We start from the raw sequence: 21692 nt of genomic DNA, 5'->3' as shown, positions 1-21692 counted from the left end.
TCTCCCGGCTCAGCGCACGGCCGCGGCCGCGCGGGCCTGGATGCCGGCCTGCACCGGATCGAGGGCGAGGGTCTCGTCACCCCTGAGGCCGGAGAGGACCTCGACCGCCTCGCCACCGGGCAGCGCGCGGCCGAGACGGATCTGGCGCAGGACGAAGCCGCCCTGCCCGTCGGCGGCATAGGCCGCGGTGAGCTCGCCGCGGCGCAGCACCGCGGCGGCGGGAATCACGATCGGGCCCGCGGCGCCTGCAGCGGCGGCCGCGCCGTGGAAATGCACGCGCGCGAAGCTGCCGGGCAGCACATCCGCCACCCCGGCGGGCAGGTCCACGCGCACGCGTACGGTATGGGTGCGCGCATCGGCGGCGGGCAGCACGGTCACCGCGGCGGCCTCGATGACGCGACCGCTGGCGGGCAATTCGATGCTGGCGCGCAGCGGGCCGGCGCCGAGCTCGGCCAGGCGCTGCGGCGCGAGGTCGGCCACCGCGCGCATCTGCGCGGGGTCGTACACGGTGAGCAGGTTGCGCCCCGGCTGGGCCATCTCGCCGGCCTCGATGTGTCGGGCCGCGACCAGGCCGTCCAGCGGCGAGACCACCTCGGCATAACCGCGGACGGTGGCCGCCTGCTCGCGCAGCGCGCGCGCTGCGCGCAGCTGGGCCTCGGCGGCCTCGAACTGCGTGCGCGCGCCATCGAGGGCGGACTGACTGAGGAACTTGCGCTCGACCAGGCTGCGCGCGCGGGCGTACTCGGCACGGGCGTTGGCGAGCGCGGTCTGCGCCTGGGCGATCCCCGCCTCGGCTGCCGCGACGGCGGCCGAGGCTTCGGCGGGATCGATACGGACGAGCATCTGGCCCTTGCCGACACGATCCCCGGCGTCCGCGCCGAGCGCGATGATGCGCCCCGGCATCTGGGCGGCGAGCGTGGATTGGCGTACCGCCTCGATGGTGGCCTCCGCGGCGACCACGGGCGCGAGGGCGCGCGACTCGATGCGGACGGTCGGCACCTCGGCCCGGCCGGGCGGGCCGTGAGCGGCGAGCGCGGCCGCGAGGAGGAGTCCGGCAGCGCGAACGAGGGACGAGCGCGCGGGAAAGGAACGCGCAAGCGCGGGGAGCGTGATCGGCTTCATGATTATAAGTATATGCTTATATAAAGCATGGTCAAGCGACTTGCGCCTGCGCGGATGGCAAGCGCCAATCGCGGGCAAGCCCGCCCCCACCGCAGACGCTGCACGGCGGGAGCGGGCTTGCCCGCGAACATGGGCCCGGGCCGGAGCCCGGAACGGCGATCAGCCCAGACAGCTGGCGGCGTAGTCGGCCATGGCGCGCACGACCGGCTCGGCCTCGCCGGCCGCGGTGGCGAGCGTGATCTCGCAGCCGGGATGGGCGGCGCGCGCCTCGTCCAGCAGCACCGGCAGGTCGCGCTTGAGGTGCCCGCCCTGGGCGAGGAAGACGGGCACGACCGCGACCTTGCGCACACCGGCCTGCGCCAGTGCGGCGATTGCCTCGGGCAGGGTCGGGCTCATGAATTCGAGGAAGGCGAGCTCCACCCGCGGCGCCTCAGGGCGGGCCAGCAGGGTGTCGCGGATGCGGCGCATCGGCCCCGCCCACTCGGGGTCGCGGGCGCCGTGTCCGAACAGGACGATGGCGGAATCGGGTCGGGGCACAGCGGTCATCAGGCAATCTCCGTGGATGTGGCGGCGGCGGGTTCGAGACGACGGGCGCCTGCGCGCAACAGGTGGTCCAGCGCACGCGCCGCGCAGAACAGACCGACGCTGGCGGTGACCGCCATGCTCGAGCCGTATCCGGCACAGGCCAGCCCGTGCGGCGCCGCGCGTGCGGTGCCGGCGTGGGCGTCCGCGTCGCAGGCCTGGACCGCCGGAAAGCGCAGAGGTTCGGTCGAGAACACCGCCTCGATGCCGAATTTCTTCTTCGGATCGCGGGTGAAACCGTGCTCCTTGCGCAGCCGTGCCCGCACCTTGGACAGCAACGGATCCTGCAGCGTGCGCGACAGGTCGTCGATGCAGATGCGCGCGGGGTCCAGCTTGCCCCCTGCCCCGCCGGCCATCACCAGCGGGATGCGGCGCTGCCGGCAGACGGCGGCGATCGCGACCTTGGCGCGGACGTTGTCGATGGCATCGACGACGGCGTCGAAGCACTGGATCAGCTCGGCGGCATTGTCGGCGGTGACGAAATCCTCGACCACCTCGACCCGGCAGGCCGGATTGATGCCCGCGATGCGCGCCGCCATGGCGCCGACCTTGGCCATGCCGAGCGTGCCGTCCAGCGCATGGGCCTGGCGGTTGATGTTGGACTCGGCGACGTGGTCGAGGTCGATCAGCGTGAGGCGACCGACGCCGCTGCGCGCGAGCGCCTCGACCGCCCACGAGCCGACGCCGCCGATGCCGATCACGCAGGCGTGCGCGACATGGAGGGCGTCGATGGTGCCGGCCCCATACAGGCGGTCGATGCCGCCGAAGCGGCGCGCGGCGTCGAGGTCGAGCTCCGGCGGTTGCATGCTCAGGCCGTTTCCGCTTCGGCCATGCGCAGTCTGTCGAGCCACACGCCGAGCCCCTGGGCGTTGAGCTCGAGGTCCATGCGCAGCAGCTCGAGCGTGTCGTCCTCGTCGAGCGCCCAGTTCTGGCGTGCCGCCTCCTCGCGCACGATCTGCTCGAGGCCGGCGAGGATCTCGACATGGCGGGCGACGCCGGTGCCGCGCGCGGCGGAGGCCACCGCGACCATGGTGTCGATCAGCCGGTGCAGGTCGGCACCGAGGCGCTCGACCTCGGTCACGCGGCTGTAGTGGGTCAGGTACATCGCCTGCGGCTGCATCGCCAGCATGCGGTCGATCGAGGCGTGCATGGCCTGCGGCTCGAACTGCGTCGGCGTGGTGGTGGGCATGATGAAGGGTCGGCCGTCGACGTCGAGTTCGCGGTAGGACAGGCCGAAGGTGTCGCCGGTGAAGAAGGCCCGCGCGCTCGCGTCCCAGATGCAGATGTGGTGGCGGGCGTGGCCGGGCGTGTCGAAGACGCGGAACTGGCGGCTGCCGAGCAGGATAGCGAGGCCGTCGGTCGCCGGCACGATGCGCTCGGCGGGCACCGGCACCAGCCGACCGTAGAGCTCGTAGGCGCGCTCGGCGCCATACACCGCGCTGGTGCCCTCCCACAATCTGGTGGGATCGATCATGTGCCGGACGCCGCGCGGATGCACCAGCAGCTTCGCCTGCGGCAGCGCGCACATCAGGCTGCCGGCGCCGCCGGCGTGGTCGAGGTGGATGTGGGTCAGCATCACCCAATCCACCGCCTCGGGCGCGATGCCCAGGGCGGCGAGCGCGCCGAGCACGCGCGGTACCGAGGCATTGCTGCCGGTGTCGACGATCGCGGCACGACCGTCGTGCACGACGATGTGGACGGCTGCGAGCTGCGGGCGGCCGTAGCCCGAATCCACCGCATGCACACCATCGGCGTAGCTTGTGAGTTCCTTCATGAACGCTCCTCCTGTCGCCGATCTGGGGTCGGCTCTCCCGCTTTCAATGCCCTCCCCCCGCCTGCCCTGGTCGGCAGGGCGGAAAGGAAGGCGGGCAGCAGGTAACCGTCAGAACGGGATGTCGTCGTCGAAGTCGCCGAAGCCGCCCGACTGCTGCGCCGGGGGCGACTGCGGACGCGGCGCGGCCTGTGCGGGCGCGCTGCGCGGCGCGGGAGCCGAGGCCGGGGCGTCCCAACCGCCACCACCTTCGTTGCTGCGCATCGGCGCGTCGCCGCCCTCGCGACGGCCGCCGAGCATCTTCATCTCGTCGGCGCGGATCTCGGTCGTGTAGCGGTCCTGGCCGCTCTGGTCCTGCCACTTGCGCGTGCGCAGGCTGCCCTCGATGTAGACCTGGCTGCCCTTGCGCAGGTACTGGCCGGCGATCTCGGCGAGCTTGCCGTAGAAGGACACGCGGTGCCACTCGGTGGCCTCGCGGCGTTCCCCGGTGTTCTTGTCGCGCCAGTTCTCGGTGGTGGCCAGGCGGATGTTGCAGATCGCGTCGCCGGAGGGGGCGAAGCGGTTTTCCGGATCGGCGCCGAGGTTGCCGATCAGGATGACTTTATTGACGGATGCCATCCGGTTCTCCTTTGAATGGGTTCGCGTGCGGCGCGCACTGCGCCACCCCGCGGTGTGGGTCGTGAATGAAACGTCAGCGCGGCGCCGCGGCCGGCGCTGCGCGCAGCGGCGGCGGATTCATCGAGCTCGACAGCGCCAGCCAGGCCAACGCCAGTGCGGCACAGAACAGGCTCACCGCCGCCGGGCCGAAGGCCTGCCCCAGCCAGCCGCCGAGCACACCGCCGAGGAAAAGCCCGAGCGACTGCAACGTGTTGTAGACGCCCAGCGCCGTGCCCTTCGAACTGGGTGGTGCGATGCGCGAGATCCACGACGGCTGGGTGGCCTCGAGCACGTTGAAGGCGACGAAGAAGAGCGTCAGCAACAATGCCAATGGTATCAGGCCGTCGCCGAACAGCCACAGCCCGAATTGCACGATCGCGAGCAGCACGATGGCGGCGTTGAACACCGGCTTGAGCTTGTCGTGACGCTCGGCGACGATCACCGCCGGCACCATGACCACGAAGGACAGCAGCACCGCGGGCAGGTAGACCTTCCAGTGCTCGGGCACCGGCAGGCCGCCGCTGGCGACCAGCGCCGAGGGCACCATCACCCACATCGTGGTCTGGATCAGGTGCAGCGCGAACACGCCGAAGTTGAGCCGCATCAGCTGGCCGTCGCGCAGCACGTCGATGAGCTTGCCGGTAGCGCGCGGCACAGGCGGCGCCTCGGGCACCACCCACAGCAGCACACCGATGGCGCCGAAGGCGAGCACCGCGGTCAGCCAGAAGATGCCCGGCATGCCGATCGCGGCATACAGCAGCGGCGCGGCCACCATGGAGAGCGCGAACACCAGTCCGATCGAGGAGCCGATCATCGCCATCACCTTGGTGCGGTGCTGGTCGCGGGTGAGGTCGGCGGCGAGCGCGGTGACCGCGGCGGAGATCGCGCCCGCGCCCTGCAGCACGCGGCCGACGATGATCATGTGGATGCCGTCGGCGAGCGCCGCGACCATGCTGCCGACGACGAACAGGATCAGGCCGAAGACGATCACCGGCTTGCGCCCGAAGCGGTCGGAGGCCGCGCCGTAGGCGATCTGCAGGCAGGCCTGGGTGAGGCCGTAGGCGCCGATCGCCAGGCCGACCAGGGTCAGGTTGTCGCCGCCGGGAATCCCGGCTGCGTGGACCGCGAACACCGGCAGGATCAGGAACAGGCCGAGCATGCGCAGGGCGAAGATCGCTGCGAGGCTCATGCCGGCGCGGCGTTCTTCGCGCGTCATCGGGTCGCGTGCGGGAACGGACATACGGAGGACCGGCTGGATCAAAGAGCGGGATTCTAGCATTCCGGGGCGGGCGTATCGTCGTATAGTCTCCGGTTTCCCCACGCCCGGCCGCAGCCATGGACGAGATCCGCATACGCGGTGCCCGCACCCACAACCTGAAGAACGTCAGCGTCGACCTGCCCCGCAACCGCCTGACCGTGATCACCGGCCTGTCCGGCTCGGGGAAGTCCTCGCTGGCCTTCGACACGCTGTATGCGGAGGGGCAGCGGCGCTATGTGGAATCGCTGTCGGCCTACGCGCGCCAGTTCCTGCAGCTGATGGAAAAGCCGGACGTCGACCTGATCGAGGGCCTGTCGCCGGCGATCTCGATCGAGCAGAAGGCGACCAGCCACAACCCGCGCTCGACCGTGGGCACGGTGACCGAGATCCACGACTACCTGCGCCTGCTCTACGCCCGCGCCGGCACGCCGCACTGCCCCGACCACCCCGAGCACGCGCTCGAGGCGCAGAGCGTGGCGCAGATGGTGGACCACGTGCTCGCACTGCCCGAGGAGACGCGACTGATGATCCTCGCCCCGGTGGTGGCCGGGCGCAAGGGCGAGCAGCACGACCTGTTCGCCGACCTGCGCGCGCAGGGCTTCGTGCGCGTGCGCGTCGATGGCGAGGTGATGGAGCTCGACGCGATGCCGATGCTGGAGAAGGGGCGGCGACACGACGTCGAGGTGGTCATCGACCGCCTGAAGGTGCGGCCGGACCTGCGCGGCCGGCTGGCGGAATCCTTCGAGACCGCGCTGACCCACGCCGACGGCCGCGCGCTCGCGGTGGAAATGGACAGCGGGCGCGAGCATCTGTTTTCGGCACGCTTCGCCTGCCCGGTGTGCAGCTTCGCGCTCGCCGAGCTGGAGCCGCGGCTGTTCTCGTTCAACAACCCTGCCGGCGCCTGCCCGAAATGCGACGGCCTGGGCCAGGTGGAGTTCTTCGACCCGGCACGGGTGGTCGCCCATCCCGAGCTCTCGCTCGCCGCGGGCGCGATCCGCGGCTGGGACCGGCGCAACCAGTTCTACTTCCAGATGCTGGCGAGCCTCGCCACGCACTACGACTTCGACATCGAGACGCCCTGGGAGGCGCTGCCCGAGCGCGTGCGCGAGGTGGTGCTGCACGGTTCCGGACGAACGAAGATCGCCTTCCGCTACATGGCGGACAACGGCCGCATGGTGCTGAAGGAGCATCCCTTCGAGGGCATCCTCCCCAACCTCGAGCGCCGGCTGCGCGAGACCGATTCGATCGCGGTGCGCGAGGAGCTGTCGAAATACCGCGCCACCCGGAGCTGCCCGAGCTGCCACGGCACCCGCCTGCGCATTGAGGCGCGCCACGTGCTGATCGGCGGTCGCGCGCTGCACGAGGTCGGCCGCATGGCGCTGGGCGAATGCCGCGACTTCTTCTCCACCCTCAAGCTTGCCGGCGCGCGCGCCCAGGTCGCGGACAAGATCGTGAAGGAGATCGCCGACCGCCTGAGCTTCCTGATCAACGTGGGGCTGGACTATCTGTCGCTCGACCGCTCGGCCGACACGCTGTCCGGCGGCGAGGCGCAGCGCATCCGCCTGGCCAGCCAGATCGGCTCCGGCCTGACCGGGGTGATGTACGTGCTCGACGAGCCCTCGATCGGCCTGCACCAGCGCGACAACGACCGCCTGCTCGCCACCTTGGCGCAGCTGCGCGACCTCGGCAACACGGTGATCGTGGTCGAGCACGACGAGGATGCGATCCGCAGCGCCGACTACCTGGTGGACATGGGCCCGGGCGCCGGCGAGCACGGCGGCCACATCGTCGCCCATGGCACGCCGGCCGAAGTCATCGCCAACCCCGGCTCGGTGACCGGCGACTACCTGTCCGGACGTCGTGCGATCGCGGTGCCCGCGCGTCGCCAGACGCCCGATCCGGAGCGCCAGCTGCGCATCGTCGGCGCCCGCGGCAACAACCTGAAGGCGGTCACCGCAGCGCTGCCGGTGGGCCTGTTCACCTGCATCACCGGCGTCTCCGGCTCGGGCAAATCCACCCTGATCAACGACACCCTGGCGGTGGCGGTCGCACGCCGCCTGTACGGCTCCAACGCCGAGCCGGCGCCGCACGAGGACATCGAGGGCCTGGACGAGTTCGACAAGATCATCAACGTCGACCAGGCGCCGATCGGCCGCACCCCGCGCTCGAACCCGGCCACCTACACCGGCCTGCTGACGCCGATCCGCGAGCTCTTCGCCGGGGTGCCGGAGGCGCGCGCACGCGGCTACGGCCCGGGACGCTTCTCCTTCAACGTCCGCGGCGGGCGCTGCGAGGCCTGCCAGGGCGACGGCCTGATCAGGGTGGAGATGCACTTCCTCCCGGACATGTACGTGCCCTGCGACGTCTGCCACGGCAGGCGCTACAACCGCGAGACCCTGGAGATCCGCTACAAGGGGCGCAGCATCCAGGAGGTGCTGGAGATGACGGTCGAGCAGGCGCTGGCCTTCTTCCAGCCCGTACCCACCGTCGCGCGCAAGCTGGAGACGCTGATGGACGTCGGCCTGGGCTACATCCGCCTCGGCCAGAGCGCGACCACGCTGTCGGGCGGCGAGGCGCAGCGCATCAAGCTCGCCCTCGAGCTGTCGAAGCGCGACACCGGGCGTACGCTCTACATCCTCGACGAGCCCACCACCGGCCTGCACTTCCAGGACATCGAACTACTGTTGAAGGTGCTGCAGCGCCTGCGCGAGCACGGCAACACCGTGGTCGTCATCGAGCACAACCTGGACGTGATCAAGACCGCGGACTGGATCATCGACCTGGGACCGGAAGGCGGCGACGGCGGCGGCACCGTGGTGTGCTGCGGCACGCCGGAGACGGTCGCCGCCCACCCGGGCAGCCATACCGGCCGTTACCTGCGGCGGCTGCTCGGGCACTGAGGACCGGTCGCGCGCTCAGGCGCCCTCGTATCCGCGCGGGTTGAGACGCTGCCAGCGCCACGCGTCCTCGCACATCGCCTGCAGGTCGCGCACTGCCGTCCACCCGAGGAGCTCGCGCGCACGAGCCGGGTCGGCCCAGCACGCGGCTACGTCGCCCGGGCGACGCTCGACGATCTCGTAGGGCACCTCGCGCCCGGATGCCGCCTCGAAAGCCTTCACCATCTCCAGCACGCTGTAGCCGCGCCCGGTGCCGAGGTTGAGCGTGCTCACGCCGGTGAGGGCCTCGATGCGCTCGAGCGCCCCCACGTGACCGAGCGCAAGATCGACTACGTGGATGTAGTCGCGCACGCCGGTGCCGTCCGGCGTCGGATAGTCGTCGCCGAACACCCGCAGCCGCGGGAGGCGACCGACCGCGACCTGGCTGACGTAGGGCATCAGGTTGTTCGGCAGGCCGTCCGGATCCTCGCCGATGCGGCCGCTCGGGTGCGCGCCCACCGGGTTGAAGTAGCGCAGCAGCACGATGTTCCAGCGCGCGTCGGCCTTGCCCAGATCACGCAGGATCTGCTCGCCCATCAGCTTGGTCCAGCCATAGGGATTGGTCGCCGTGGTCGGGAAGCCCTCGTCGATCGGCACGCTGGCCGGATCGCCATAGACGGTCGCGGACGAGCTGAACACCATCCGTCGGCAGCCTGCCGCGTCCATCGCCTGCAGCACGCCGATCAGCCCCTGCAGGTTGTTGTCGTAGTAGGCCAGCGGCTGCGCCACCGACTCGCCGACCGCCTTCTTCGCCGCGAAGTGGATGACCGCGTCGACCACGTGTTCGGCGAACACCCGCGCCATCAGCGCACGGTCGCGCACATCCCCGCGCACGAAGGCCTTCAGCGCGCGCCCGCCGAGCGCCTCCACACGCCGCAGCGCCTCGGGCGAGGCGTTGGAGAGATCATCCACCACCACCACCTCGCGCCCCGCGGCCAGCAGTTCCACACAGGTGTGCGAGCCGATGTAGCCCGCACCCCCGGTCACCAGGGTCACACCCATTCCCTTTCCTCCTTGACGCCGCGCATGCGGTACCGCTGCGCCGCTTCCCGCCGCCTTGCACACGATGCCCGAGCCGACTGATCAGCAAAAGGACAAGACGTAAAAAAACCGGGCCAGGCCCGGTTCTTTTGTTCGGATTAAGCCGCGATCAGGCCGCTTCCGCTTCTTCCACTTCGACCGCTTCCACGTCCGGGCGGTCCAGCAGCTCGACGTACGCCATCGGCGCGTTGTCGCCGTCGCGGAAGCCGCACTTCAGGATGCGCAGGTAGCCGCCGTTGCGGTTGGCGAAGCGCGGACCCAGCTCGTCGAAGAGCTTGACGACCATGTCGCGGTCGCGCAGGCGGTTGAAGGCCAGGCGACGGTTGGCGACGCTGGGCTTCTTGCCCAGGGTGATCATCGGCTCGACCACGCGGCGAAGTTCCTTCGCCTTCGGCAGGGTCGTCTTGATCGCTTCGTGACGCAGCAGCGAGTTGGCCATGTTGCGGAACATCGCCTGGCGGTGGCTGCTGGTACGATTCAGCTTGCGAAGACCATTACGGTGACGCATTTCAATTCCTCACTTGCCCGGCGACTCAACCGAGCTTTTCAAGCCCGGCCGGCGGCCAGTTTTCCAGTTTCATGCCAAGCGTCAGCCCGCGGGAGGCCAACACTTCCTTGATCTCGTTGAGCGACTTGCGGCCCAGGTTCGGGGTCTTGAGCAGCTCGGTCTCGGTGCGCTGGATCAGGTCACCGATGTAGTAGATGTTCTCGGCCTTGAGGCAGTTCGCCGAACGCACCGTCAGCTCGAGATCGTCGACCGGACGCAGCAGCAGCGGATCGACGACCGGGGCGACCTCGTCGGAGCGAACCGGCGCGGTATCCTGCAGGTCGGCGAACACCGACAGCTGATCCATCAGCACGCGCGCCGCATAGCGGATCGCTTCTTCCGGATCGACCGCACCGTTGGTCTCGATATCGATGATCAGGCGGTCGAGGTCGGTGCGCTGCTCGACGCGAGCGCTTTCGACCAGATAGCTGACGCGCCGCACGGGACCGAAGGAGGCGTCCAGCACGATACGACCGATCGCCTTGCTCTCCGCGCTGTTCGGACGGGCATTGCCCGGCACGTAGCCGCGGCCTTCCTCGACCTTGATCTGCATGTCGAGCTTGCCGCCCGGCGCGAGGTGGGCGATGACGTGATCCGGATTGATGATCTCGACGTCGTGGCTGACTTCGATATCGCCGGCGGTCACGACACCCTCGCCCGACTTCGCCAGGCGGAGCGTCACTTCGCTGCGACCGTTGAGCTTGAACACCACACCCTTGAGGTTCAGCAGCAGGTCGACCATGTCTTCACGCACGCCGTCGAGCGTGGAGTACTCGTGGAGCACCCCTTCGATCGCCACTTCCGTCGGCGCATGGCCGGGGAGCGACGACAGGAGGATGCGCCGCAGCGCATTCCCCAGCGTATGGCCGAAGCCGCGCTCGAACGGCTCCATCGTCACCCGCGCCTGGACCGGCGAGGTGCTCTGGACGTCGATGATGCGCGGTTTCAGCAGTACATTGCTTTGCATCAGCATTTCCTCGGAACTAGAAGAGGATCAGCCTCCCGATCAACGGGAGTACAGTTCCACGACCAGGCCTTCGTTGATCGTTGCAGGCAGTTCGCTGCGCACCGGGTAGGCCTTGAACGTGCCCTTGCCGGCCTTGGCGTCGACTTCCAGCCACTCGGGGAAGCCACGCGATTCGGCGGCCTCGAGGGCGGCCTTGACGCGCAGGTGGCCACGGGCGCGCTCGGTGAGCTCGACCACGTCACCCGGACGCACGACGTACGACGGAATGTTCACGCGCTTGCCGTTGACCAGCACGCCGTTGTGGCGCACGACCTGGCGAGCCTCGGCACGCGAGGCGCCGAAACCCATGCGGTAGGCGACGGAATCCAGACGACCTTCCAGCAGCTGGAGCAGGTTCTCGCCGGTCTGACCGCGACGGCGGTCGGCCTCGGCGTACACCTTGCGGAACTGGCGCTCGAGCACGCCGTACAGGCGGCGGATCTTCTGCTTCTCACGCAGCTGGACGCCATAACCCGACAGACGCTGACCCGAGCGCTGGCCGTGCTGGCCAGGCGCATAGGCGCGGCGCTCGATGGCGCACTTGTCGGTGAAGCACTTTTCGCCCTTCAGGAACAGCTTTTCGCCTTCGCGACGGCACTGACGGCACTTGGGATCGAGATTACGAGCCACTTATCAACTCCTTGTCAGATACGGCGCTTTTTCGGCGGACGGCAGCCGTTGTGCGGGATCGGGGTGATGTCGGTGATGCTGGAGATCTTGATCCCCAGCGCGTTCAGCGCGCGAACCGACGACTCGCGACCCGGGCCGGGGCCCTTGATGCGCACTTCGAGATTCTTGATGCCGCACTCCTGGGCGACCTTGCCGGCCGCCTCGGCCGCCACCTGGGCAGCGAACGGCGTGCTCTTGCGCGAGCCCTTGAAGCCCGCACCGCCCGACGTCGCCCACGACAGGGCATTGCCCTGGCGGTCGGTGATCGTGATGATGGTGTTGTTGAAGCTCGCGTGAACGTGCGCGATACCTTCCGCTACGTTCTTCTTGACCTTCTTACGAACCTTCGTTGCAGTCTTAGCCATTATCGGTTCCTATTACTTCTTGCCGGCGATCGCCTTGCGCGGGCCCTTGCGGGTACGAGCATTGGTGCGGGTACGCTGACCACGCAGCGGCAGGCCGCGACGATGACGAACGCCGCGATAGCAGCCCAGGTCCATCAGTCGCTTGATGTTCATCGTGACTTCACGACGCAGATCGCCTTCGACAACGAAGCGACCGACTTCGTCACGCAGCTTCTCCATATCCGACTCGGTCAGATCCTTGATCTTGGCCGAGCGCACGATACCGGCAGCGTCGCAAATATTCTGAGCACGCGAACGGCCGATCCCATAGATGGCGGTCAGCGCGATCTCGGCATGCTTGTGATTGGGAATGTTTACCCCAGCAATACGGGCCATCCGTATACCCCAAAGCGAAAAACGTTAAATTCTAAAGCCTTAAGTTGAACAGATCAACCCTGGCGTTGCTTGTGCCGCGGATCGCTGCAAATGACGCGAACCACACCCTTGCGGCGGATGATCTTGCAGTTGCGGCAGAGCCGCTTAACCGATGCCTGGACTCTCATGGTCTTGCTCCTGTTTCTTAATCTTCACTTGGTCCGGAAAACGATCCGGCCCTTGGTCAGGTCGTAGGGGGTGAGCTGAACGGTCACCTTGTCCCCGGGGAGGATGCGGATGTAGTGCATCCGCATCTTTCCGGAGATGTGCCCAAGCACCATGTGACCGTTCTCGAGCCTGACGCGGAATGTTGCATTGGGAAGGTTCTCGGTGACCTCACCCTGCATCTCGATGACATCTTCCTTCGCCATGGACTTACCTGCCCGGGAAACCCGCCCCCTTGAAATTCGCCTTCTTCAGCAGACTCTCGTACTGGTGCGACATCACGAACGCCTGAACCTGGGACATGAAGTCCATCGTCACGACGACGATGATCAGCAGCGAGGTGCCGCCGAAATAGAACGGAACGTTCCATTTCAGGATCAGGAATTCCGGCAGCAGGCAGACCAGGGTGATGTACACCGCCCCGGCAAGCGTCAGCCGCATGAGAATCTTGTCGATGTAGCGCGCGGTCTGATCACCGGGACGGATCCCGGGGACGAAGGCCCCGCTCTTCTTCAGGTTGTCTGCCGTCTCACGGGCATTGAACACCAGCGCCGTGTAGAAGAAGCAGAAGAACACGATCGCCACCGCATACAGCATCACGTAGATCGGCTGACCGGGCGAGAGCGTGGATGCGATGTCACGCAACCAGTACATCCCCTCGGAAGAACCGAACCACTGCCCCAGCGTCGCCGGGAACAGGATGATGCTCGATGCGAAGATCGGCGGGATCACGCCCGACATGTTCAGCTTCAGCGGCAGATGGGAGCTTTGCCCACCGTACACCTTGTTGCCGACCTGCCGCTTGGCGTAATTCACCAGGATCTTGCGCTGACCACGCTCCACGAACACCACGAAGGCAGTCACCAGCACCACCAGGATGCAGATGAACAGCGCCGTGAAGGGATGCATCGCACCGGTGCGAACCAGTTCGAACAACCCGCCGATCGAGCTCGGCAGACCCGCCGCGATACCCGCGAAGATGATGATCGAGATGCCGTTGCCGATGCCACGCTCGGTGATCTGCTCACCCAGCCACATCAGGAACATCGTCCCGGTCACCAGGGTCGCCACGGTCACGAAACGGAACATCATCCCCGGCTCGAGCACCAACCCAGCCTGACCCTCGAGTGCGATCGCGATGCCCAGCGACTGAGCCAATGCAAGCGCCAGCGTGCCGTAACGCGTGTATTGCGTGATCTTGCGACGACCGGCCTCGCCTTCCTTCTTCAGCGCCTCCAGGGAGGGCACCGCCACCGTCATCAACTGCATGATGATCGACGCGGAGATGTAGGGCATGATGCCCAGCGCGAAGATGGTGAAGCGCGACAGGGCGCCACCCGAGAAAAGGTTGAAAACCCCGAGGATGCCGCCCTGCTGGGACTGGAATAGCTCGGCCAGCCCCTGCGGGTCGATACCCGGTACCGGAATGTGCGCGCCGATACGATAGACGATCAGGGCGCCCACCAGGAAGAGCAGACGACGCTTGAGGTCGCCGAACTTCCCGGTGCTTCCCAGCGTGGCAGCAGGATTCGCCACAACCGTTTCCTTTTACTCGGCCGCCACGGAACCGCCGGCAGCTTCGATCGCCGCCTTGGCACCCTGGGTTGCACCGACGCCGCGCAGCACGACCTTGCGGCCGATTGCGCCCGACAGCACGACCTTCGCGGACAGCGCGTCGGCGGCGATCACGCCTGCCTGCTTGAGCGTCAGCAGATCGATCTCGTCGACCGGCAGCTTGTCGAGTTCCGACAGACGCACCTCGACGTTGCGGGCACGCGTCAGCGACACGAAACCGCGCTTCGGCAGGCGGCGCTGCAGCGGCATTTGGCCGCCTTCGAAGCCGACCTTGTGGAAACCGCCGGCACGCGACTTCTGGCCCTTGTGACCACGACCGCAGGTCTTGCCCAGGCCGCTGCCCATGCCACGACCGACGCGACGCGCGACCTTCTTGGAGCCTTCACCGGGCTTGATGGAATTCAGGCGCATATCAACCCTCGCACTTGACCAGGTAGGACACCTTGTTGACCATGCCGCGAACTTCAGGCGTATCCGCGAGTTCAACGGTGTGGTGCATGCGGCGCAGCCCCAGGCCGCGCACGGTGGCGCGGTGCGACTGCTTGGTGCCGATCACGCTCTTGACGAGCGTCACCTTGATTTTCTTGTCCGACATCGCTTACCCCAGGATTTCTTCGACGGACTTGCCGCGCTTGGCCGCAATTTCCGCCGGGGTGTTGATCGCCATCAGGCCATTGATCGTGGCACGGACGACGTTGTACGGGTTGGCCGAACCGATGCACTTGCAGATCACGTCGGTCACGCCCATCACCTCGAACACGGCGCGCATCGGGCCGCCGGCGATGATGCCGGTACCGGCCGGAGCGGGCTGCATCAGCACCGAGGCGGCGCCGTGCTTGCCGATCACGGTGTGCTGCAGGGTGCCGTTCTTCAGCGACACCTTGCGCATCTTGCGACGCGCCTCGTCCATCGCCTTCTGCACCGCCACCGGCACTTCGCGGGACTTGCCCTTGCCCATGCCGATCGCACCGTCGCCGTCACCGACCACGGTGAGCGCCGCGAAGCCGAGGATCCGGCCGCCCTTGACGACCTTGGTCACGCGATTGATCGCGACCATCTTCTCCTTCAGGCCGTCATCGCGCTCTTCGGAGGCTTGCGCACGTTTGGTTTGCTGCTTAGCCATTCGATTCCTCGCTTAGAACTTGAGGCCGCCTTCGCGGGCGGCCTCGGCCAGCGCCTTGACGCGGCCGTGATACAGGAAGCCCGAGCGGTCGAACGAGACCTGCTCGATGCCGGCAGCCTTCGCGCGCTCGGCAATCAGCTTGCCGACCACTTCGGCCGCAGCCTTGTTGCCGCCGTTGGCGACCTGCGCGCGCACGTCCGGCTCCACGGTCGAGGCAGCCGCGAGCACGCGGGAGCCGCAACCCGAGATGACCTGGGCGTAGATGTGGCAGTTGGACCGGAACACCGTCAGGCGAACCGCCTTGAGCTCCGCAAGCTTGGCGCGAGTTTTGCGCGCACGGCGAAGACGAGTTTCTTTCTTGTTCATGACGAACCGCCTTACTTCTTCTTGGTTTCCTTGAGCACAACCACTTCGTCCGAGTAACGGACGCCCTTGCCCTTGTAGGGCTCGGGAGCGCGGTAGGCACGCACCTCGGCAGCGACCTGGCCAACCTTCTGCTTGTCGGCACCCTTGATCACGATCTCGGTCTGGGTCGGCGTTTCCACCTTCACGCCTTCCGGCATCTGATGCACGACCGGATGCGAGAAACCGAGAGTCAGGTTCAGCTTGTCGCCCTGAGCCTGTGCGCGATAACCCACGCCGACGAGGGTCAGCTTGCGCTCGAAGCCCTTGCTCACGCCGAGGACCATGTTGTTCACCAGGGCGCGGACGGTGCCGGACATCGCACGGGCGTTCACCACGCCCTCGCGCGCCTTGCACACGACCGCATCACCCTCGCGAGCGACCTGCACGGAGCCGTCGAGCGGCTGGCGCAGGGTCCCGAGGGGGCCCTTCACGGCGATCTCGGCGTCGGAGATCATCACTTCGACACCTTGCGGGATCGCCACCGGATTCTTGGCTACACGAGACATCGCATTCCCCCTTAGGCGACCAGGCAGATGACTTCGCCACCGACGCGACTGGCGCGCGCGGCACGATCGGTCATCACGCCACGCGGCGTGGAAACGATGGCGACGCCGAGGCCGTTCATCACGCGCGGCAGGTCTTCGCTACCCTTGTAGATGCGCAGGCCGGGACGGCTCACGCGCTCCAGGCGCTCGATGACCGGACGGCCGGCGTAGTACTTCAGCGTCACGTCGAGGGCAGCCTTGCCAGCCTCGTCGCGGACGGCGAAGCCGTCGATGTAACCTTCGTCCTGCAACACCTTGGCGATCGCAACCTTCAGCTTGGACGAAGGCATCGACACCGAAGCCTTCTGGGCCTGCTGGCCGTTGCGGATGCGCGTCAGCATGTCGGCGATCGGATCGGACATACTCATCTTCGAATTCTCCTTACCAGCTCGCCTTGGTCATGCCAGGCACTTCACCGCGGAAAGCGATCTCGCGCAGCTTGTTGCGGCACAGACCGAACTTGCGGAAGACACCACGCGGACGCCCGGTCAGCGCACAGCGGTTACGCTGGCGGGTCGGATTGGCGTTGCGGGGCAGTTGCTGCAGGGCCAGGCGGGCAGCCATGCGTTCTTCATCGGACAGACTGGTGTCCTTGACCTTCGCGACCAGGGCGGCACGCTTGGCGGCGAATTTCTCCACCAGCTGTGCGCGCTTCGCTTCGCGGTTGATCAGAGCGAGTTTCGCCATATCACCCTCAATTCTTGAACGGGAACTTGAACGCGGCGAGGAGCGCACGGGCCTCCTCGTCGGTCTTCGCCGTCGTCGTGATGCTGATGTTCATCCCGCGCAGCGCGTCGATCTTGTCGTACTCGATCTCAGGGAAAATGATCTGTTCCTTGACACCGAGGTTGTAGTTGCCACGACCATCGAAGCCCTTCGACGCGATACCACGGAAGTCACGCACACGCGGCAGCGCGATGGTGATCAGTCGATCGAGGAATTCGAACATCCGCGGGCCACGCAGGGTGACCATGCAGCCGATCGGGTAGCCGTCGCGGATCTTGAAACCCGCGATCGACTTGCGAGCCTTCGTCGACACCGGCTTCTGACCCGCGATCTTGGTCATGTCGCCAATGGCGTGCTCGAGAATCTTCTTGTCGCCGACCGCTTCACCGACACCCATGTTGAGGGTGATCTTGCTGATGCGCGGGACTTCCATCACGGACTTGTAGCCGAACTGCTCCTTGAGCGCGGGCGCCACTTCGTCCTTGTAAACCTGTTGCAAGCGAGCCATCGTCACTCCTTAGGCGTTCACCAGCTCGCCGTTCGACTTGAAGAAACGGACCTTCTGGCCGTCTTCAAGCGTCTTGATCCCGACGCGATCACCCTTCTGGGTAGCGGGATTGAACAGCGCGACGTTCGACACATGGATCGGCATCTCCTTCTCGACGATGCCACCCACTTCACCCTTCAGCGGGTTCGGGCGGACGTGCTTCTTGACACGATTCACACCCTCGACCACGACGCGCTCATCATCGACGCGGCGCAGCACGGTGCCACGACGGCCGCGATCCTTGCCCGTCAGCACCACAACTTCGTCACCCTTGCGGATCTTGTTCATCTATCGACTCCTCAGAGCACTTCAGGCGCCAGCGAGACGATCTTCATGAACCGCTCGGTGCGCAGCTCACGCGTGACCGGCCCGAAGATACGGGTGCCGATCGGCTCGAGCTTGTTGTTCAGAAGCACGGCCGCATTGCCGTCGAACTTGATGAGCGAACCGTCGGGACGGCGAACACCCTTCGCAGTACGCACGACGACCGCATTGTAGACGTCACCCTTCTTCGCACGACCGCGCGGCGCCGCATCCTTCACGGTGACCTTGATGATGTCGCCCACGCCGGCGTAACGGCGCTTGGAACCACCCAGGACCTTGATGCACATCACCGAGCGTGCGCCGGAGTTATCGGCCACGTCCAGCCTGGACTGCATTTGAATCATGAAAGTATCTCCAACTTATCCCGCATTCGCGGACAGTCTTGGAACCCGTCAGGGTAGAATGCCCCGAGCGAGCCCCGGAGCAAAGAGGCAAAAGTATAACAGCCTGGCGCCGGAGCGCCAAGCTGTTTTTTGCTACTTGCTAGTAACTCTGATCAGATGATGCGTGCCTTCTCGAGCACCTTGGCCACACGCCAGGTCTTGGTGCGCGAGATGGGACGGCATTCCTCGATTTCCACCAGGTCGCCCTGGGCAGCGATGCCGTCTTCCACATGAGCGTGGTACTTCGCGGAACGGGTGATGATCTTGCCGTACAGCGGGTGCTTGACCCGGCGCTCGACGAGAACGGTCACCGTCTTCTGCATCTTGTCGCTCACCACACGCCCAACCAGCGCGCGGCGAACCTTTTCAACTTGCTCGCTCATTGCTGCCCCGCCTTCTCACGCAGGATGGTGCGAACGCGCGCGATGTCGCGACGAACCTTCCCGATCTGACTCGTGTTGCCCAGTTGCTGGGTGGCATGCTGCATGCGCAGCGAGAACTGTGCCTTCAGCAGCTCGAGCAATTCATTGTTCAACTCTTCGGCGCTCTTGGCGCGGAGATCCGTTGCCTTCATGTTCAACCCCCAATCAGACGGGTAACGAACACGGTCTCGATCGGCAGCTTCGCGGCAGCAAGCCGGAACGCTTCGCGCGCGAGGGCCTCATCCACGCCGTCCATTTCGTAGAGCACCTTGCCCGGCTGGATCTCAGCGACCCAGTACTCGGGGTTACCCTTACCGTTACCCATGCGGACTTCAGCCGGCTTCTTCGAGATCGGCTTGTCCGGGAAAATGCGGATCCAGATGCGGCCGCCGCGCTTGATGTGACGCGTCATCGCACGACGGGCCGACTCGATCTGGCGAGCGGTCAGACGACCGCGACCGATCGCCTTCAGGCCGTACTCGCCGAACGACACCTTGGCGCCACGGGTGGCGACACCGGTGTTGCGACCCTTCTGCTCCTTCCGATACTTCCTTCTAGTCGGCTGCAGCATCATTCACTCCTGCTTTCTTCTTGCCGGCCTTCGCCACGACGGGCGGGACGACGACCCGGACGACCTTCGCCGTCACGCGGGGCGCCACGGCGACCACGGCGGTTGTCGGCTTCCGGCTCGGCGGCCACCGGCTGCTCGTTGCGGCCCAGCATCTCGCCCTTGAACACCCAGACCTTGATACCGATGATGCCGTAGGTGGTCTTGGCCTCGGAGACGCCGTAGTCGATGTTCGCGCGCAGGGTGTGCAGCGGCACACGACCTTCGCGATACCACTCGGTACGGGCGATCTCGGCGCCGTTCAGACGACCGGAGCTCATGATCTTGATGCCCTGGGCACCGAGGCGCATGGCGTTCTGCATCGCACGCTTCATGGCGCGGCGGAACATGATGCGCTTCTCGAGCTGCTGCGCGATCGAGTCGGCAATCAGCTTGGCATCGAGTTCGGGCTTGCGCACTTCCTCGATGTTCACGTGGACAGGCACGCCGACGATCTTCTGCAGATCGCGCTTGAGCGCCTCGATGTCCTCGCCCTTCTTGCCGATCACCACGCCCGGACGGGCGCTGTACAGCGTGACGCGGGCATTCTTGGCCGGGCGCTCGATCAGAACGCGGGCGACCGAAGCGTGTGCGAGGCGCTTCTTCAGGTATTCACGAACCTTCAGGTCCTCGTGCAGCATGCCCGAGAAGTCCTTGCTGGAAGCGAACCAGCGCGAACCCCAGTCACGCGTGACGGCGAGGCGGAAGCCAGTGGGATGGATTTTCTGACCCATGTTTACTCCTTACTCGCCAACGGTCAGGTAGACGTGGCAGGTGGGCTTCAGGATGCGGTTGCCGCGACCCTTCGCACGCGCGGTGAAGCGCTTGAGCGTCATGCCCTCTTCCACGTGAATGGTCTTGACCTTCAGCGTGTCGATGTCGGCGCCGTCGTTGTGCTCGGCGTTCGCAATCGCGGACTCGAGCACCTTGCGGATGATCTTCGCGCCCTTCTTGGGCGAGAAGGCCAGCGTGTTGAGCGCCTGATCGACGGGCTTGCCGCGGACCAGATCGGCCACCAGACGGCCCTTCTGGGCCGACAGCCGAACGCCACGGAGAATAGCTTTGGTTTCCATGTCGTCCCCTTAACGCTTGGCCTTCTTGCTGGCGGCGTGACCCTTGAAGGTACGCGTCAGCGCGAATTCGCCCAGCTTGTGACCGACCATGTTCTCGGTCACGAATACCGGAATGTGCTGCTTGCCGTTGTGCACCGCGATCGTCAGGCCGATGAAGTCGGGCAGGATCGTGGAGCGGCGCGACCAGGTCTTGATCGGGCGCTTGTCGTTGCTCGTCCGAGCCGCGTCGACCTTCTTCAGCAGGTGCGCGTCGATGAACGGGCCTTTCTTGATAGAACGTGCCATCTTTTACCCCTTAACGCTTGTGACGACGCTGCACGATCATGTTATCGGTGCGCTTGTTCGAGCGCGTACGATAACCCTTGGCCGGCGTACCCCACGGGCTGACCGGTTCGCGCGCCTCGCCGGTACGGCCTTCGCCGCCACCGTGCGGGTGATCGACCGGGTTCATCGCCACGCCGCGAACGGTCGGGCGGATGCCGCGCCAGCGGTTCGCACCGGCCTTGCCGATCTTGCGCAGACCGTGCTCTTCGTTGCCGACTTCACCGATGGTGGCGCGGCATTCGACGTGCACACGGCGGATTTCGCCGGAGCGCAGACGGAGCTGGGCGTACGAGCCTTCGCGAGCGAGCAGCTGCACCGAGGTACCGGCGGCACGCGCGAGCTGGGCACCCTTGCCGGGGACCATCTCGATGCAGTGGATCGTCGAGCCGACCGGAATGTTGCGGATCGGCAGGGCGTTGCCCGGCTTGATCGGCGCTTCAGAGCCGCTGATCAGCTGCTGACCGACTTCCACGCCACGCGGCGCGATGATGTAGCGACGCTCGCCATCGGCGTAGCACAGCAGCGCGATATGGGCCGAACGGTTCGGGTCGTACTCGATGCGCTCGACCTTGGCCGGAATGCCGTCCTTGTTGCGACGGAAGTCCACCAGGCGGTAGTGCTGCTTGTGACCGCCACCCTGGTGGCGCATCGTCACGCGACCGTAGTTGTTACGGCCGGCGTTCTTGCTCTGCTTCTCGACCAGCGCAGCGACGGGGCGACCCTTGTACAGATCGGGATTCACCACCTTGACCTGGGCGCGACGGCCGGCAGACGTAGGCTTGAGTTTTACGATTGCCATGATCTATCACTCCCCGGCCGCAAAGTTGATTTCCTGGCCGGGCTTCAGGCACACGAAGGCCTTCTTCCAGTCCTTGCGACGACCCATGGTCTTGCCGAAGCGCTTGGCCTTGCCCTTGACGTTCAGAACCTGAACCGACTTGACCTCGACCTTGAACAGCGCCTCGACGGCCGCCTTCACTTCGGGCTTGGTCGCATCGGAGGCAACCTTGAACACCACCTGCTCGTTCTTGTCGGCGACGAAGGTCGCCTTCTCGGAGATCTGCGGGGCGAGCAGCACCTGCAGCAGACGTTCCTGACTGATCGC

34 protein-coding genes are annotated in these 21692 nt (G+C 66.4%); 1 reads left to right on the top strand and 33 read right to left on the bottom strand.

Features of this window, described 5'->3' with window-relative positions; genetic code table 11:
* Positions 1–9 precede the first annotated feature (9 nt).
* The 6 genes from CKCBHOJB_RS04750 to CKCBHOJB_RS04725 form a co-directional block, all read right to left on the bottom strand.
* Positions 10–1122 (bottom strand): efflux RND transporter periplasmic adaptor subunit, encoded by a 1113-nt coding sequence (locus tag CKCBHOJB_RS04750; protein WP_281050868.1) that lies wholly within the window; start codon positions 1120–1122, stop codon positions 10–12.
* Between the two features lie 159 nt (positions 1123–1281).
* Complete coding sequence (locus tag CKCBHOJB_RS04745; protein ID WP_281050867.1) at positions 1282–1668, bottom strand: CbiX/SirB N-terminal domain-containing protein; 387 nt, start codon at positions 1666–1668, stop codon at positions 1282–1284.
* Positions 1668–2510, bottom strand: coding sequence for a tRNA threonylcarbamoyladenosine dehydratase (locus tag CKCBHOJB_RS04740; protein ID WP_281050866.1), 843 nt, complete (start codon positions 2508–2510; stop codon positions 1668–1670). The genes CKCBHOJB_RS04745 and CKCBHOJB_RS04740 overlap by 1 nt, the downstream gene beginning before the upstream one ends.
* A 2-nt stretch (positions 2511–2512) precedes the next feature.
* Positions 2513–3478: an MBL fold metallo-hydrolase gene (locus CKCBHOJB_RS04735; protein ID WP_281050865.1), complete on the bottom strand. Its 966-nt coding sequence runs from the start codon at positions 3476–3478 to the stop codon at positions 2513–2515.
* Positions 3479–3586: 108 nt separating this feature from the next.
* Positions 3587–4093 carry a single-stranded DNA-binding protein gene (gene ssb, locus CKCBHOJB_RS04730; protein WP_281050864.1) on the bottom strand — a complete coding sequence of 169 codons (507 nt, stop codon included), beginning with the start codon at positions 4091–4093 and terminating at the stop codon, positions 3587–3589.
* A 73-nt stretch (positions 4094–4166) separates the two neighbouring features.
* Entirely contained in the window at positions 4167–5372 is a 1206-nt protein-coding gene (locus CKCBHOJB_RS04725) for an MFS transporter (protein WP_281050863.1), read from the bottom strand.
* Between the two features lie 95 nt (positions 5373–5467).
* On the opposite strand from CKCBHOJB_RS04725, the gene uvrA reads away from it, so the two are divergent.
* A complete protein-coding gene (uvrA, locus tag CKCBHOJB_RS04720; RefSeq protein ID WP_281050862.1) occupies positions 5468–8290 on the top strand; it encodes an excinuclease ABC subunit UvrA in 2823 nt (940 codons plus the stop codon).
* Between the two features lie 15 nt (positions 8291–8305).
* Here the strand turns inward: uvrA and galE are convergent, their stop codons facing one another.
* The 27 genes from galE to rplW form a co-directional block, all read right to left on the bottom strand.
* Positions 8306–9328: a UDP-glucose 4-epimerase GalE gene (gene galE / locus CKCBHOJB_RS04715; RefSeq protein ID WP_281050861.1), complete on the bottom strand. Its 1023-nt coding sequence runs from the start codon at positions 9326–9328 to the stop codon at positions 8306–8308.
* Between the two features lie 148 nt (positions 9329–9476).
* Complete coding sequence (rplQ, locus tag CKCBHOJB_RS04710; RefSeq protein ID WP_281050860.1) at positions 9477–9875, bottom strand: 50S ribosomal protein L17; 399 nt, start codon at positions 9873–9875, stop codon at positions 9477–9479.
* A gap of 25 nt (positions 9876–9900) precedes the next feature.
* Positions 9901–10881 carry a DNA-directed RNA polymerase subunit alpha gene (gene rpoA / locus CKCBHOJB_RS04705; RefSeq protein ID WP_348634859.1) on the bottom strand — a complete coding sequence of 327 codons (981 nt, stop codon included), beginning with the start codon at positions 10879–10881 and terminating at the stop codon, positions 9901–9903.
* Positions 10882–10920: 39 nt separating this feature from the next.
* Complete coding sequence (rpsD, locus tag CKCBHOJB_RS04700; protein WP_281050858.1) at positions 10921–11550, bottom strand: 30S ribosomal protein S4; 630 nt, start codon at positions 11548–11550, stop codon at positions 10921–10923.
* A 14-nt stretch (positions 11551–11564) separates the two neighbouring features.
* Positions 11565–11954 (bottom strand): 30S ribosomal protein S11, encoded by a 390-nt coding sequence (gene rpsK, locus CKCBHOJB_RS04695; protein WP_281050857.1) that lies wholly within the window; start codon positions 11952–11954, stop codon positions 11565–11567.
* A 12-nt stretch (positions 11955–11966) separates the two neighbouring features.
* Positions 11967–12329: a 30S ribosomal protein S13 gene (gene rpsM, locus CKCBHOJB_RS04690; RefSeq protein ID WP_281050856.1), complete on the bottom strand. Its 363-nt coding sequence runs from the start codon at positions 12327–12329 to the stop codon at positions 11967–11969.
* A gap of 53 nt (positions 12330–12382) precedes the next feature.
* Entirely contained in the window at positions 12383–12496 is a 114-nt protein-coding gene (gene rpmJ, locus CKCBHOJB_RS04685) for a 50S ribosomal protein L36 (protein WP_002931619.1), read from the bottom strand.
* Between the two features lie 24 nt (positions 12497–12520).
* Positions 12521–12739: a translation initiation factor IF-1 gene (gene infA, locus CKCBHOJB_RS04680; RefSeq protein ID WP_002931617.1), complete on the bottom strand. Its 219-nt coding sequence runs from the start codon at positions 12737–12739 to the stop codon at positions 12521–12523.
* A 4-nt stretch (positions 12740–12743) separates the two neighbouring features.
* Positions 12744–14069 (bottom strand): preprotein translocase subunit SecY, encoded by a 1326-nt coding sequence (gene secY, locus CKCBHOJB_RS04675; RefSeq protein WP_281050855.1) that lies wholly within the window; start codon positions 14067–14069, stop codon positions 12744–12746.
* 12 nt (positions 14070–14081) lie between these two features.
* Positions 14082–14519: a 50S ribosomal protein L15 gene (gene rplO, locus CKCBHOJB_RS04670; protein ID WP_281050854.1), complete on the bottom strand. Its 438-nt coding sequence runs from the start codon at positions 14517–14519 to the stop codon at positions 14082–14084.
* 1 nt (position 14520) lies between these two features.
* Positions 14521–14703, bottom strand: a complete 183-nt coding sequence (gene rpmD, locus CKCBHOJB_RS04665; protein ID WP_281050853.1) for a 50S ribosomal protein L30 — start codon at positions 14701–14703, stop codon at positions 14521–14523.
* A 3-nt stretch (positions 14704–14706) separates the two neighbouring features.
* Complete coding sequence (gene rpsE, locus CKCBHOJB_RS04660; protein ID WP_281050852.1) at positions 14707–15231, bottom strand: 30S ribosomal protein S5; 525 nt, start codon at positions 15229–15231, stop codon at positions 14707–14709.
* A gap of 12 nt (positions 15232–15243) precedes the next feature.
* On the bottom strand, positions 15244–15597 hold the full coding sequence (gene rplR, locus CKCBHOJB_RS04655) for a 50S ribosomal protein L18 (protein ID WP_281050851.1): 354 nt from the start codon (positions 15595–15597) through the stop codon (positions 15244–15246).
* 11 nt (positions 15598–15608) lie between these two features.
* The gene (gene rplF / locus CKCBHOJB_RS04650; RefSeq protein WP_281050850.1) at positions 15609–16142 is read right to left on the bottom strand and encodes a 50S ribosomal protein L6; all 534 of its coding nucleotides are present in this window, start codon (positions 16140–16142) and stop codon (positions 15609–15611) included.
* Positions 16143–16153: 11 nt separating this feature from the next.
* Entirely contained in the window at positions 16154–16549 is a 396-nt protein-coding gene (gene rpsH, locus CKCBHOJB_RS04645; RefSeq protein ID WP_281050849.1) for a 30S ribosomal protein S8, read from the bottom strand.
* A gap of 13 nt (positions 16550–16562) precedes the next feature.
* Complete coding sequence (gene rpsN, locus CKCBHOJB_RS04640) at positions 16563–16868, bottom strand: 30S ribosomal protein S14 (RefSeq protein WP_281050848.1); 306 nt, start codon at positions 16866–16868, stop codon at positions 16563–16565.
* A 7-nt stretch (positions 16869–16875) separates the two neighbouring features.
* On the bottom strand, positions 16876–17415 hold the full coding sequence (rplE, locus tag CKCBHOJB_RS04635) for a 50S ribosomal protein L5 (protein ID WP_281050847.1): 540 nt from the start codon (positions 17413–17415) through the stop codon (positions 16876–16878).
* 9 nt (positions 17416–17424) lie between these two features.
* Positions 17425–17742 carry a 50S ribosomal protein L24 gene (gene rplX, locus CKCBHOJB_RS04630; protein ID WP_263460823.1) on the bottom strand — a complete coding sequence of 106 codons (318 nt, stop codon included), beginning with the start codon at positions 17740–17742 and terminating at the stop codon, positions 17425–17427.
* Between the two features lie 11 nt (positions 17743–17753).
* Positions 17754–18122 carry a 50S ribosomal protein L14 gene (rplN, locus tag CKCBHOJB_RS04625; protein WP_281050846.1) on the bottom strand — a complete coding sequence of 123 codons (369 nt, stop codon included), beginning with the start codon at positions 18120–18122 and terminating at the stop codon, positions 17754–17756.
* Positions 18123–18274: 152 nt separating this feature from the next.
* Complete coding sequence (gene rpsQ, locus CKCBHOJB_RS04620; protein ID WP_281050845.1) at positions 18275–18544, bottom strand: 30S ribosomal protein S17; 270 nt, start codon at positions 18542–18544, stop codon at positions 18275–18277.
* Positions 18541–18735: a 50S ribosomal protein L29 gene (gene rpmC / locus CKCBHOJB_RS04615; protein ID WP_281050844.1), complete on the bottom strand. Its 195-nt coding sequence runs from the start codon at positions 18733–18735 to the stop codon at positions 18541–18543. The genes rpsQ and rpmC overlap by 4 nt, the downstream gene beginning before the upstream one ends.
* Before the next feature lie 2 nt (positions 18736–18737).
* Entirely contained in the window at positions 18738–19154 is a 417-nt protein-coding gene (rplP, locus tag CKCBHOJB_RS04610; protein WP_004298431.1) for a 50S ribosomal protein L16, read from the bottom strand.
* On the bottom strand, positions 19154–19924 hold the full coding sequence (gene rpsC / locus CKCBHOJB_RS04605) for a 30S ribosomal protein S3 (protein WP_281050843.1): 771 nt from the start codon (positions 19922–19924) through the stop codon (positions 19154–19156). Before rpsC ends, rplP begins: the two co-directional genes overlap by 1 nt.
* Positions 19925–19933: 9 nt before the next feature.
* Positions 19934–20263, bottom strand: a complete 330-nt coding sequence (gene rplV / locus CKCBHOJB_RS04600) for a 50S ribosomal protein L22 (protein ID WP_281050842.1) — start codon at positions 20261–20263, stop codon at positions 19934–19936.
* 9 nt (positions 20264–20272) lie between these two features.
* Positions 20273–20548 carry a 30S ribosomal protein S19 gene (rpsS, locus tag CKCBHOJB_RS04595; RefSeq protein WP_004258198.1) on the bottom strand — a complete coding sequence of 92 codons (276 nt, stop codon included), beginning with the start codon at positions 20546–20548 and terminating at the stop codon, positions 20273–20275.
* 10 nt (positions 20549–20558) lie between these two features.
* Complete coding sequence (rplB, locus tag CKCBHOJB_RS04590; protein WP_281050841.1) at positions 20559–21386, bottom strand: 50S ribosomal protein L2; 828 nt, start codon at positions 21384–21386, stop codon at positions 20559–20561.
* Between the two features lie 6 nt (positions 21387–21392).
* Positions 21393–21689, bottom strand: a complete 297-nt coding sequence (gene rplW, locus CKCBHOJB_RS04585) for a 50S ribosomal protein L23 (RefSeq protein WP_306415759.1) — start codon at positions 21687–21689, stop codon at positions 21393–21395.
* Positions 21690–21692: the final 3 nt, after the last annotated feature.

This window comes from Thauera sp. GDN1 (assembly GCF_029223545.1).
GTDB lineage: Bacteria > Pseudomonadota > Gammaproteobacteria > Burkholderiales > Rhodocyclaceae > Thauera.
The sequence above is the reverse complement of the archived record's forward strand: the minus strand, read 5'-3'. Positions and strand labels throughout refer to the sequence as shown.